At 65.8% G+C, this 12,674-nt stretch carries 12 protein-coding genes; 3 read left to right on the top strand and 9 right to left on the bottom strand.

The features are described from left to right. Positions 1-12: 12 nt before the first annotated feature. From ACFQ50_RS17545 to ACFQ50_RS17575, 7 genes are all read right to left on the bottom strand, one after another. Complete coding sequence (locus tag ACFQ50_RS17545; protein ID WP_377996925.1) at positions 13-783, bottom strand: SDR family oxidoreductase; 771 nt, start codon at positions 781-783, stop codon at positions 13-15. A 198-nt stretch (positions 784-981) separates the two neighbouring features. After that, entirely contained in the window at positions 982-1,923 is a 942-nt protein-coding gene (locus tag ACFQ50_RS17550) for a 2-hydroxyacid dehydrogenase (protein ID WP_377996926.1), read from the bottom strand. Between the two features lie 64 nt (positions 1,924-1,987). Next, the gene (locus ACFQ50_RS17555; RefSeq protein ID WP_377996927.1) at positions 1,988-2,743 is read right to left on the bottom strand and encodes an SDR family oxidoreductase; all 756 of its coding nucleotides are present in this window, start codon (positions 2,741-2,743) and stop codon (positions 1,988-1,990) included. Between the two features lie 31 nt (positions 2,744-2,774). Next, positions 2,775-4,115 (bottom strand): MFS transporter, encoded by a 1,341-nt coding sequence (locus ACFQ50_RS17560; protein ID WP_377996928.1) that lies wholly within the window; start codon positions 4,113-4,115, stop codon positions 2,775-2,777. A gap of 48 nt (positions 4,116-4,163) precedes the next feature. Then, positions 4,164-5,177 carry a biotin-dependent carboxyltransferase family protein gene (locus tag ACFQ50_RS17565; protein WP_377996929.1) on the bottom strand — a complete coding sequence of 338 codons (1,014 nt, stop codon included), beginning with the start codon at positions 5,175-5,177 and terminating at the stop codon, positions 4,164-4,166. Next, entirely contained in the window at positions 5,174-5,899 is a 726-nt protein-coding gene (locus tag ACFQ50_RS17570) for an allophanate hydrolase subunit 1 (RefSeq protein ID WP_377996930.1), read from the bottom strand. The genes ACFQ50_RS17565 and ACFQ50_RS17570 overlap by 4 nt, the downstream gene beginning before the upstream one ends. Position 5,900: 1 nt before the next feature. Continuing rightward, the gene (locus tag ACFQ50_RS17575; protein ID WP_377996931.1) at positions 5,901-6,689 is read right to left on the bottom strand and encodes a LamB/YcsF family protein; all 789 of its coding nucleotides are present in this window, start codon (positions 6,687-6,689) and stop codon (positions 5,901-5,903) included. A gap of 546 nt (positions 6,690-7,235) precedes the next feature. Here ACFQ50_RS17575 and nac point away from each other — a divergent pair. The 3 genes from nac to ACFQ50_RS17590 all read left to right on the top strand — a co-directional run bounded on the left by nac (position 7,236) and on the right by ACFQ50_RS17590 (position 10,523). After that, positions 7,236-8,156, top strand: coding sequence for a nitrogen assimilation transcriptional regulator NAC (gene nac / locus ACFQ50_RS17580; RefSeq protein WP_377996932.1), 921 nt, complete (start codon positions 7,236-7,238; stop codon positions 8,154-8,156). Positions 8,157-8,291: 135 nt separating this feature from the next. Continuing rightward, positions 8,292-8,525, top strand: a complete 234-nt coding sequence (locus ACFQ50_RS17585; protein WP_377996933.1) for a hypothetical protein — start codon at positions 8,292-8,294, stop codon at positions 8,523-8,525. A 330-nt stretch (positions 8,526-8,855) separates the two neighbouring features. Continuing rightward, positions 8,856-10,523 carry an HNH endonuclease gene (locus tag ACFQ50_RS17590; protein ID WP_377996934.1) on the top strand — a complete coding sequence of 556 codons (1,668 nt, stop codon included), beginning with the start codon at positions 8,856-8,858 and terminating at the stop codon, positions 10,521-10,523. Positions 10,524-10,693: 170 nt separating this feature from the next. On the opposite strand, the gene ACFQ50_RS17595 is transcribed toward ACFQ50_RS17590, so the two are convergent. Then, the gene (locus ACFQ50_RS17595; RefSeq protein ID WP_377996935.1) at positions 10,694-11,371 is read right to left on the bottom strand and encodes a 4-carboxy-4-hydroxy-2-oxoadipate aldolase/oxaloacetate decarboxylase; all 678 of its coding nucleotides are present in this window, start codon (positions 11,369-11,371) and stop codon (positions 10,694-10,696) included. A gap of 52 nt (positions 11,372-11,423) precedes the next feature. Continuing rightward, on the bottom strand, positions 11,424-12,632 hold the full coding sequence (locus tag ACFQ50_RS17600; RefSeq protein WP_377996936.1) for an aspartate transaminase: 1,209 nt from the start codon (positions 12,630-12,632) through the stop codon (positions 11,424-11,426). Positions 12,633-12,674: the final 42 nt, after the last annotated feature.

The raw sequence follows: 12,674 nt of genomic DNA on the forward strand, positions 1-12,674 counted from the left end.
CTGCGTGTGTCATCAGACCACCACCGTCATTCCGCCGTCGATAAAGATTGTCTGCCCGTTCACAAAATCAGACCCCGCCGAGGCCAGCCACACCGCCGGGCCCGCCAGATCCTGCACCGTCCCCCACCGCGCCGCCGGCGTCCGGCCCAGAATCCAGGCATTAAACGCCTCATCATCAACCAGGTTCTGCGTCATCTCGGTATGGATATACCCCGGCGCGATCCCGTTAATCTGCAACCCCGAACCCGCCCACTCAGCAGTCATCGCCCGGGTCAGGTTCCGCAACCCGCCCTTCGCCGCCACATACGGGGCGATCGTGGGCCGGGCCAGATCCGTCTGCACCGAACAGATGTTAATGATCTTCCCGTGCCCCCGCGGAATCATGTGCCGGGCCGCCGCCCGCCCCACCAGGAACGCACTGGTCAGATCCGTCGAGATCACCCGCTCCCAATCCGCCACATCCAACTCCAGCATCGGCACCCGGTGCTGGATCCCGGCATTGTTCACCAGCACCTCCAGCGGACCCACCTGCTCCTCCACCCACGCAACACCCGCCGCCGCAGCAGCGTCATCCGTGACATCAAACACCACACTATGCACCCGCCCCGGCGCATAATCCGCGGCCATCGCAGCCTCAGCCGCCTTCAACCGCTCCGCATTCACACCGTTCAACACCACCGTCGCACCCGCATCAGCCAGCCCCCGCGCCAACGCATTACCAATCCCCCGACTCGAACCCGTCACCAGGGCAACCCGCCCGGTCAAATCAAAAAGTGAAGTCATGAAAACAAGCAGCTCCTTCGCCGCGGTCTGCGCAGTGCGCTAAATGGTGGTTCCTTGGCGTCCGCCGGGGCCGTTCACCCTGGCCGGACGTGCTTTTGGCGCGAACGTACACTTGTGGCCCCATTTGCGGCCCTGTGCGGGGCCCAAGTGTACGTTCGCGCTTGTTGTAGAGGTGGCTGCGTCCTAGAAGGGCTCTGCCTAGAAAGGGCCGCGCTGCACGAGGTTGGCGGGGGCTTCTCCCGCGGCCAGGGCTTCGAGCTGCCGCCGCAGGAGTTTCAGGATCCGCGGCTCGAAGGCCGACGTGTTGCCGCCCACGTGGGGCGTGATGAGGGCGTTGGGCGCTGCCCACAGCGGGTGGTCCTGCGGCAGCGGTTCCGGATCGATGACGTCGAGGGCGCACTGCAGACGGCCGGACAGGACTTCCTTGGTCAGCGCTGCCGTGTCCACCACCGGGCCGCGTCCCACGTTCACCACGAGGGCGCCGTCGGGCAGGGCGGCGAGGACTTCCTCGCCGATCAGGTGGTGGGTGTGGTCGTTCAGCGGCAGCACCGTGACCAGGACGTCGTGCGTTGCGGCAAGCGTGGCCAGGTCCGCGGAGGCGTGGACCTCTCCGTGCTCGTCGGTCCGCGCCGTGCTTCCCACCCGGGTGACCGTGACCTCGAAGGGCTCCAGGCGGCGGGCAATTTCGTGCCCGATCCCGCCGACGCCCACCAGGAGCACGCGGCGGTCCGCAAGGGACAGGCGCCGCTCCGGCCGCCAGAGGCCGTACTGCTGGTCGCGGACGGCCTGGTCGATTCCGCGCAGTTTGGCGAGGATCAAACCCACCGCCAGTTCCGCCGTCGCCGCCGCATGCACGCCTGAGGCGGTCGCGACGCCGGCCGCCGGACCGGCGGCCTCAATCACGCCGTCGTATCCGGTGGACTGCGTCTGGACGAACTTCAGTTCGTCCACCTGGGCGAGCGATCCCAGAACCGCGCCGGCGTTGATGTACGGGAGGATGACGCCGTCGATCTCTCCCAGCGTCGCGTCCTCGGGATCCGATTTCATGTCCCAGACCACGCCCCGCAGGCCCTCAGGAAGGGGTGCGAGATCGGCGAGCAGTTGCCGGTCGGGGAAGCTGACGGTGCGTACTGGTTGCATCGGAAACCTATCGATTCTGTGGATCTGGGGTGGACAGGGTGGGGCCGGCCCCACCTTTGGCAGCTTAGGCCTGGCGCCGGTCGAACGTGAGCCCGCCGGGGACCTGGAACGTGGGCATGAGTTCCAGCATTCCAACATTCACGTGGCGCGGTGTTTCGATGGCGTAATCCATGGCGTTGACGATGTCGTCGGTGGTCAGGGATTCGTAGCCCTCGTAGTACGTCTGCCACGCCTCTTCCATGGCCTCGGGCGTGCCGCCCATGTTGCGGCCGAAGATCTCGGTCTCGACGCGTCCGGGGCAGATCTCGGTGACGCGGATGCGCTTGCCCACGGTGTCGTTGCGCAGCTGGCGCGAGATCTGGTGCACGGCCGCCTTGGTGGCGTGGTAGACCGTGTGGCCGTAGAAGTTGTACAGGCCGGCGATGGAGCTGATGTTGATGACATGGCCGCGGTCGCGTTCCACCATGCCCGGCAGGACCAGCCGGGTGAGCTGCAGGAGGCCGCGGAGGTTGACGTCAATGAGTTCGTCGATGTCGTTCTCCGAGGAGTCCAGGATATTGCCGGGCCGGGACACGCCGGCACAGTTCACCAGGACGTCGACTTCGAGGTGTCCGACGGCGGCTGTGAGGGCCGCGGTGTCGGTCAGGTCGACGATGTGGGGAATGGCGCCGGTCTTGTCGGCCAGGTCCTTCAGGCGTTCCTCGTTGCGGGCCACGGCGTGAACGGTGAGTCCCCGCTTGGTGAGGCGCTCGGCGATCGCGGCACCCATCCCGGTTGAGGCGCCGGTGACGAGGGCGGTTGAGTAGTCTGAAAACGGCATGTAAGTCTCCTGGTTAGTGCAGTGGTAAGTGTTAGGCGTCGCGCAGCGGAAGGTGTGCGCGGTCCTTGACGGTGCTGACGGCCGCCAGCGTGCCCAGCGCGGTGATGACCGCGTAGAAAGCAGGCATGTAGATGTTGCCGGTGGACGAGATCAGCCAGGTCATCAGCAACGGGGCGGTGCCGCCGAAGAGTGCCGAGGAGATGTTGTAGCCCAGGCCGTAGGCCGAGTACCGGACGCGGGTGGGGAACAGTTCCACAATCAGGATGTGGATCACCGCGGTGTGTCCGGCGAAGACGACGGCCATGAGGCAGGCGCCCAGGATGGCCAGGGCCATGTTGCCGGTGGCGATCAGGGCGTAGGAAGGGATGCCGAGGACAGCCATGGCGATTGCCGAGCCGGCGATGACCTTCTTGCGGCCGATGCGGTCGGAGAGTGCGCCCATGAACGGGATGGCGATGCAGATGACCACGAGGCTGCAGGCGGTGACGAGGAGTGCCTCACCGATGGTGAAGTTGAGCTGCTTGCCCTTGAGGAACGTCGGCATGTAGGAGAACAGGACGTAGTAGCCGGAGCCGTTCATGAGCGGGATGAACAGGGCCAGAAGCATAGCGCGGCGGTGTTCGGCGGAGGCGAAGGCTTCCTTGAGGGGGTTCTTGGACAGGCCGCCCTCCTCCTTCAGCTTCACGAAGTTGGGGGTGTCCGCGATGGCCTTGCGGATGTACCAGCCGATGACGCCCATGGGGATGGCAACCAGGAACGGGATGCGCCATGCGAACGAGCCGAAGCCGCCGCCGTCGATCGCTGCCTGCGTGAGCCAAGGCGACATGGAGAACGCAACCAGGGTGCCGGTGAGGAGAGCCGCGAAGGAGGCGATCTGGGCGTAGGAGGTGATGATGCCGCGCTTGCCTTCGGGGGCGTGCTCGGCGAGGAAGGTCATGGCGCCGGCAGCCTCGCCGCCGACGGAGAAGCCCTGCAGCAGGCGGAGCAGCACCAGCAGCACGGGGGCTGCGATGCCGATGGCCGCGTAGGTGGGCAGGAGCCCGATGCCAGCGGTGGCGATGCTGATCAGCAGGATGACGAAGACCAGGAGTTTCTGGCGCCCGATCTTGTCGCCCAGGATGCCGCAGACGACGGCGCCCAGGGGGCGAACGAAGAAGGACACGGCGTAGCCGGCGAAGACGAACAGCAGGGCGTTGTCCGGGTTACCGGGAGCCAGGAACACGAGCGCCAGCGTTCCGGCCATGAAGGCGAAAATGCCGTTGTCGTAAAGCTCCACAAAGATTCCGACGCACCCGGCGGTGACGACTTTCCGGGTCTGCCTCGCATCGAGGCGGTCGTGCTGCGGTGCACTCGCACGCGTTGGTGTAGACATTTTCATTCCTAACTTGGACTTAGTTCGAGGGGAGGTCATCGGTAATCCTTAGCTGCCGGCTGCCGGTACGAGTTCCGGCCAGCCGGGCTCTTTGCCGATGCCAAGGAGGGCGAAGACGGTGCTGACTCGGGAACGGAGGTTTTCCAGTTCCCGTAATGCGGCCCGATGCTTTGCTGTGGCTTCGGGGACGGTGGTCTTGCGGAAGGTGACGGTGTGCCCGGGCCGGGCCTGGGCGAGGGTGTCGAGCGAACGGCTGGTGACCACTGCCAGAACGGGGTACCCGGCGGTGACTCCGCGTCCCCGGTGCAGCACCAGCAGCTCTTCCCTGGAGGGAACCTCGATGGCTCCCACCGGAACGCCGCGCGACAGCACTTCTGCTGACGACTGGCGTTCGGGAAGCGCCCCGCCGAGGCGCAGCCCGATGTGGTTGCTCCGGGCGCTGACGGTGTATTCGGTGTTGTACAGCAGCTCCGCTGTCTCGCCGAATTCTTCAACGTCCGGACCGTCCGTGACGTCAATGACCGCCCGGCTGCTGAACTCCGGCCGGGTCAGCCCCAGCCGGAACAGCGGAAGGTCAAAGTATGGCTGCCGGATGGGTCCGACGCTCGTGGAGGTCTTCAGCTCAGTGCCTTCGGAGAGCCGAAGGCCAAAGCCGATGACCGTATCGGGGGCACAGCTTCCCAGCAGCGCCGGCGCCTCCACCGAACCGTGGACCGCCAGGTAGGCGCGGAGGCCGCCGGTGATGCGGCGTACCGCCACAGTCTCCCCTGCACGGACAGACACCGGTTCCCACTGCGGGCATTCGCGGCCGCCGACCGTGAGGGTCAGCGGTGCGCCGGTGACCGCGATGAGGAGGTCCGTGGTGGCCTGCATCCGGAAGTCGAGGGCGGTGATTTCCAGCAGCGGGGCGTTGTCGGCGTTGGCGGCGAGGATGTTCGCCGCCCGTGCCGAGAACTGGTCCAGCGCCCCGTTGACGGGGAGCCCGAACCGGGGTCCACGGAAGCGGCCCAGGTCCGTGACCACGGAGTTTCCGGGCTGCTGGATGATCAGTGACCCGCTCATCGTGCTGCCTCCAGTTTCCGTCCCGCGTAGTCTGCGAACTCTTCCGGCTGGATCTGACGGAACTTCAGGCGGTCGCCGGGCAGGTAGGGGACCAGCGGTTCACTGGCGGCGTCAAGGACGGTCAGCGGGGTCTGGCCGATGACGCACCATCCGCCGGGGGCCACCGCGGGGGCGATGACTGCCTGCCGGCCGGCGACGGCCACGGCACCCGCCGGAACGGACAGCCGGGGGTCCTTCAGCCGCGGAACAGGGAGCGGAAAATCGGGTCCGTCCATCATGGGTGAGCCCGCCGGGGCGCCCAGGCAACGGATGACGTAGGACTTGGCAGTGTGGAGGGCGATGATCTCCTCCACGGAGAGCTGCTCGTGCTCGGCAACGCGCTCCAGGTCCGGGCCGTACTCGCCGCCGTAAACCACCGGGACGCTGAACTCGCGGGGCGTGCGGGCGGGTGCGCCGACATGCTCAAGCTGGCGCAGGCCGAGGAGGACAAATGCCCGGACCTGGCGCGCGGAGGTGACACCGGGGTCAAATTCCACGAGCAGCGAGTCGTACGTCGGCACTGCGCCGTGTACGCCGTCGGCCCCTGCAGTCTCAAGCCACTGCGCGAGGGAATGGACGGTGCTCCAGTTGGCCTCCGTGTCAGCGGAGGAGGCGACGACCCGAAGGGCCGAATCCCCGGACTCGAAGATCTCAACGGGGGTTGGATTTGGGGTGGCAGTCATGTCAGGCGACCTTCACTTTGGCGGCCAGTACCTGGGCGAGAGGGGCGATGGTCACGCCGGCGTTCTCGAGTTCGGCGCGGACCTGGCGGGCCAGCTGCACTGCACCGGGGGTGTCCCCGTGCAGGAGAACGGTATCGGCAATAATCGGCAGGTCCGTGCCGGCGACGGTCTCGATGAGCCCTTCGCACACCATGCGGACCGTGCGCTCCACGATGGCGGCGGGATCGTGGATCACTGCGCCGGGGCGGCCGCGGGGCACCAATGTGCCGTCGGCTTCGTAGGCTCGGTCGGCGATGCCAACGATGCCCACCGGGAGCTGCCGTTCGGCGGCAGCGGAGGCCAGTTCGCCGTCCTGTGCCAGGACGATGAGCCCGGGGTTGAGGCGTGCGGCGGCGTCGGCCACGGCTGCTGCGTAGTCGGGGCGGGTGGCGACGAGGTTGCCGAGGCGGCCATGCGGCGCAATGTGGGCGACGCCGGTGCCGTGGTACGCGGCGAAGGCGCTGAGCGCGCCGAACTGGTAGAGGACGTCGTTGCGGACCTCGTCCGCCGTCAGGTCCATGGCGCGCCGGCCAAACCCACGCAGGTCCGGGAAGCTCGGGTGCGCCCCGATGCTGACCCCGCGGCGGACACATTCCGCGACCGTGGCGTGCATGATGTCCGGGTCACCGGCGTGGAAGCCGCAGGCGATATTGGCACTGGAAACCACCTCGAGCAGGGCAGCGTCGTCGCCCATCGAGTAGGCGCCGAAGCCTTCTCCGAGATCTGCGACGAGATCAACTGTGAGTCCCATTATCTGCCTTCCTGGGGTGGTTAGCTGCGGCCCGGCCCGCATGGGCAATGGGATCAGCTGCGCTGGTGATGAAGTGTGTCCGAACTGGCCCTGTGCAGGTTCCCGGTTCGGCGCCGCCGGGCTACCGGCTTCTGGAAAAAAGTCTGACACCGGGATTTGGCTCACACAAAGACGTAATCGGTGTCACGGGATAGGTGCTGGTTATGACCGCCGCCGAAGTGGAGCCCATGACCGTCTCCTTTCCACTGAGGAGGGTTCGGCCTTTGGCGGCCCGCCCTCGTTGCTTTGAAGATATGGAGCGTTTATTTCCGGAATGTAAAAGAAACCGGCGATTTCGGTAAAAGCGAATAACATGCAAAATGCATCTGCCCCCATCAGGAATTTGCATGTCACCGGAGGGGATAGAATGTACGCCTAGTGAAATAGCGTTCTGGGTTCAACCTAGTGTCAGCGATGTGGATCACACAAAGACCTATTGCGTATCCCTTCATAGCCACCCGTTATGACCTTCTGTGGGTTCAGGACGCAGCAAAGAGAGAGGGCGCCGTGGACACCAGAAAACTTGCGTACTTCGTACAGATCGTGGACTCGGGGAGCATCACCAAGGCTGCGGCGGCTCTGCATGTGGCCCAGCCGGCCCTGAGCCAGCAGGTTTCGGCGCTGGAAACTGAACTCAAGCAGCGCCTGCTGATCCGCAGCAAACAGGGCGTGCAGCCCACGGCGGCCGGGCACACGCTGTACCGGCACGCCCAGTCCATCCTGCGGCTCGTCGCACAGGCCCGGCAGGACGTTGCCAAGTCCGGGGCCGCGCCGTCCGGCCGGGTGTCCATCGCCATCGCGCCCTACAGCATGGCCTCGAGCCTGACCCCGCAGATCATCAGCGAAGTAGCCCGGCGGTACCCGGACATCGTCCTGCACGTCACGGAAATCTACGGCGGTGTCCTGAGTGAAGCCATCAAGAACGGCCGGCTGGACATGGCCCTCATCTACGAGCCCGGCCCCATCCGCGGCGTCCTTTTCACCACGATGATCGTCGAGGACCTGCACCTCGTGGTCAACGCCGCCAGAACGGATGTGGACGCCGGAAAGGGCGAGATCACGCTGGAGGAGGTGGCCCGCCTCGGGCTCTTCCTTCCCGAGAAGATCCATACCCTTCGCCAGACGGTCGAGGCCGGCTTCGACAGCAAGGGCCTGAAGCTCCAGCTCGTGGGCGAGGTGGAGTCGGTGCCCTCACTGACCCGGCTGCTGCGTGCCGACCTTGGTGCCACCATTCTGCCCAAGTCCGCTGCTGACGCCCTGTTCCATGAGGAGGACTTCCACGTCCTGCGGATCGTCGATCCTGCACTGCAGTGCAAGATCGCGCTGTGCACGCCCGACCACGATCCTCTCTCGGAGGCGGCGTCGGCTGTACTCCTCGTGCTGAAGGAAATGCTCCAGGAAATGCTCAGCAATAAGTATGGCCGCTAGGGGTTCATAGGTTCCGCTTATTAGGGCACTCATCATTTGTCTTAGTAACCGGCCTTCCGGGATTCTAATATTGGCAGCAAGCCAAGAAATTGCGGAAAAGCACTTTCCACAATCAGAATCAACGGGGAGCCTGCCATGAAAAAGCTCAGCACCATCAGGAGAACTACCGACCCGGCTCTGGGACTTATGGCGAAAACCGGGTCCCACTGCCCCACCAACGGTTTCTGGCGGCCGGAGGACCGGTCCGCAGCTCCGATCTTCGTTTTCGAGGGGAGCATCATGCCGGTCAGCGGCGGTGGTTCGACGGTCTGGTATCTGGAGGACGCCGTCTTCGGCGCCCCGGCCTACGCGGTCCCGCACCGCGTCTGACGGCACTTACCCGCCGGCCTCCCAACTGCGTAGCAGTTCAGGGCGTTCTGACGGCTGAGAACGCCGCGAGCTGTCACCTACTTTCCCCGCCCCATGGGGCTGAAACCCCGTACGACGGCGGCGCTGCCGCGGCTTGGGCTTTCTGCCAGGCTGTTTCCCGGGTCCGTTCTCCCAACTGCGTAGCAGATCAGGGCGTTCTGACGGCTGAGAACGCCGCGAGCTGCTACCCAGATTCCGTTCGCGGGTTGAATCAAAAAAATTTTTGGATCACGCCCGCGTCTGGTGCCCGACGGGCTCTTTAATGTCGTACCCCCTCGGCAGACTGTGTTCATGGACGGTAGCGGGAATTCAGCAGTCACAGGAGCGGCGCCGCACGGCGCCGCGCTGCACGCTGCCGCGGTTCCCGGCGCCCTTTTTACAGACACGGCCCTTCCCCTCGTCGCGATTCCAGACGGTTGGTTCTCTGACGAGGCTTTTCCGTTCGATGAGTTCGCGGACGACGGCTTCCGGGCTGACGGGTTCCTGGAGGACGGGGCTCCCTACGACGATGGCCTCGACACCGCCTATCCGGAATCCTTTCCGGTGGATCCGTTTCCCGAGGCACTGTTTTACGACGCGGTGTTCGCCGGCGGTGCGCCCTCCGTCGCTGATGCGCCTCGGCTGAGTCTCGACACAAGGCTGGCGGCGGCAGAGGTCATCTTGACGGCCGACCTCACCGCCGACGGTCCCGGACTGATCGACCAGACCCAGGCGCTGGAAAAATTCAAATGCTGGGCCACTGGTCAGCAGGCCCGGCTTGCCGTCACTTTCGAGGTCAGGCACCGCGAGGAACAAGCCGAACGCGGGACACAGGCTGACAGCAGCGCCGTGTCTGCGGAGGACCTGGGCAAGAAACGGCCCAAAGAACAGAACCTTGGGGTGGCGGAGCAGATCGCCCTGGCCCGGGGCGAGTCCCCGCATCGCGGCGGCCGGCTGCTGGGCATGGGCAAGGCCCTGGTGACCGAGATGCCCCACGCCCTGGCCGCCCTGGACACCGGCCAGCTCAACGAAGAACGCGCCATGCACTTCGTGAAGGAAACAGCCTGCCTCACCGTGGAAGACCGGGCCGCCGTGGACGAGGAGCTCGCCGCCGATACCGGGACCTTCAACGGCGTCGGGACCCGCGGCGTCATCGCCGCGGTCAAGGCCGCCTCCACCCGGCGGGACTCCCGCTCGGTCACGCAGCGGGCCAGCCACGCCGCGTCGGAGCGGTCTGTGAGCCTGCGCCCCGCTCCGGACTGCATGACCTACCTGACAGCGCTGCTGCCCGCCCACCAGGGCGTCGCCGTGTATGCGGCCCTGACCCGGCACGCCGACACCCTCCACGCCGCCGGCGACCCCCGCAGCCTGGGGCAGATCAAGGCCGACACCCTCGTCGAATGGACCACCGGCACCCCCGGCGGCATCACCGGGGTGGAGATCAGCCTCGTCATGACCGACCGCACCCTCGTCCAAGGCGACAGCGAACCCGCACGCCTCACCGGCTACGGCGTTGTCCCGGCAGAGTGGGCACGGACTTTCGTGACCGGCGGGCAGACCGAGGGAGACGAGGCGCTCAAGACCTGGGTCCGCCGCCTCTACACCGCCCCGGAAACCGGCGACCTCGTGGCCATGGACTCACGGCGACGGCTCTTCCCGCCACCACTGCGCCGCTTCATCCAAATCCGCGACAACACCTGCCGAACCCCCTACTGCGACGCACCCATCCGCCACCACGACCACATCATCCCCTGGCACAACAACGGCCCAACATCCCTCGCCAACGGCGCCGGACTCTGCGAAGCCTGCAACCACACCAAAGAACTCCCCGGCTGGAAAGCAAAACCCAGACCGGGACCACGACACACCACCGAAATCACCACGCCTACCGGGCACACCTACCACTCCACCGCACCGCCGCTGCCAGGGACCAGGGCGCGCGAAACGCTCCAGTCCGAACGGCTAGGCCCAGCGCCGTAGCGGGCGGGCTGGGGCTGGCATGCCGCGGCCCCGGAGCAAAGTGCGGGGGCAGAGCGCTGCAGCATTAACACGCCTCAGGCGGGACAGTAGTACTGCCCCGCCTGAGGTGATCGCCGGCGTGCGGTGATGGCCGCAGTCGCCATATAAATTAGGTGACTACCAATAAGCGACTACGCGTGTTCGACCAGCAGGCCCTTGGCCTTCAGTACGTCAGTGAGGTTGCACAGGTCGATGGTGGTTCCACCCGCCTTGTAGAGCTCGATGAGTTCGCGCTCGGCGTCGTCACGCTCCTGCGAGAGGCGGATGACTTCCTCGATCTCGTCCTTGCGGACAACAACAACACCGTCGGCGTCGCCGCGCAGGACGTCGCCGGGGTAGATGATCTCGTCGCCAAAGACCACCGGGTGGTTGATGGGGCCGATGGTCTCCTTAACGGTGCCCTTGATGGACACGCTTCCGGAGAAGACGGGCAGCCCCAGTTCGATGAGGTCCTGGGTGTCGCGGACGCCGGAGTCCGTCACCATGCCCGCCAGGCCCTTGGCCTTCATGGCGTTGCCGAGGACGTCGCCGAAGGTGCCGGCTTCCTCGTACTCCCCTGCCGCCACCAGGACAACATCCCCGGCCTCGGCGTAGTGGATGGCCACCTGCAGCATGAGGTTGTCCCGCGGGGCACAGCGGACGGTGGTGGCCGGGCCGCAGAAGGACATGCTGCGGTCGATCGGCTTGATCTTGGAGCTCAGTGCGCCCTTGCGGCCCTGTGCCTCGTGGATCGTGGCGGACGAGAACTTTGCCAGACGGGCTACGGCGTCGGCGTCGGGTCGTTCGATGTTGGTCTTGACGTGGATCACGGAATTTTCCTTCATTTGGTGGGAGTTAGCTGGGCGCCGGGTCGGTGGGGGTTTAGCTGAGGGCCCGGACGGCCTTGTCGATGGCTGCGATGGACTCTTCAATGACGTCGAGGCTGGTGGCGTAGGATATGCGGAAGTACGGACCCAGGCCGTAGGCCGATCCCTGGATGACGGCGACGGAGGCTGCCTCGAGAAGGTAAAGCGTGAAGTCCTCGTCGTTGGCGATGACTTTCCCCTCCGGGGTGGTCTTGCCGATGGCACCGCCGCAGTTGACGTACGCGTAGAAGGCGCCTTCCGGCGTCGCGCATGAAAGGCCGTCGACGGCGTTCAGCGCGGCTACCGCTGCGTCGCGACGGCTGCGGTAAACCTCGACGCTCTCCCGGACAAAGGTCTGGTCGCCGGTGAGCGCGGCGGCGCTGGCGGCCTGGCTCACGGAGGACGGGCAGGAGGAGATCTGCGACTGGAGCTTGTTGATCGCTGCGATCAGCGGTGCGGGTCCGGCTGCGTAGCCCAGCCGCCAACCGGTCATGGCGTAGGCCTTCGAAACACCGTTGACGGCGAGAACACGGTCCTTCAGCTCCGGCGCAACTTCTACCAGGCTCGAGATGCGGCCGGAGCCGAAGTAGATCTGGTCGTAGATCTCGTCCGTCAGGACGTAGACCTGCGGGAAGTTGGCGAGGACATCCGCCAGGGCCCGGAGTTCGGCCCGGGAGTACACGGCGCCAGTGGGGTTCGACGGGGTGTTGAGGATTAGCCACTTGGTCCGCTCGTTGAGCGCCCCGGCCAGGGTTTCGGGGGTCAGCTTGAAGCCCGACTCCTCGCCGCAGGTGACAACCACCGGAGTGCCCTCGTTCGCGAGCACCATGTCCGGGTAGGAGACCCAGTACGGCGCGGGCACCACAACCTCGTCGCCGGCATCCAGGGAAGCCATGAACGCGGTGAAGATGACCTGCTTGGCACCGCCGCCAATGGTGATCTCTGCCGGGGTGTAGTGAACGCCGGAGCGCAGCTCGATGGTCTGGAGGATTGCCTTCTGCAGCGCCGGCGTTCCGGTGACCGAGGTGTACTTCGTCTCGCCCTTGCTGATGGCCTCAACCGCTGCGGCCTTGATGTGCTCGGGGGTATCGAAGTCCGGCTCACCGACCGTAAGGTCCAGGATCCGGCGCCCTTCTGCCTTGAGTTCACGAACGCGGGCAGCTGCGGCCACGCTGGCAGAAGACTTGATGCGGGACACTCGCGATGCAGGTTCAAATTCAGACATGGTCTCTTCCTAGGGAGTCAGGACGGAGCGATACTCGTTCCT

The organism is Arthrobacter sp. NPDC056493, assembly GCF_042795115.1.
Lineage (GTDB): Bacteria > Actinomycetota > Actinomycetes > Actinomycetales > Micrococcaceae > Arthrobacter.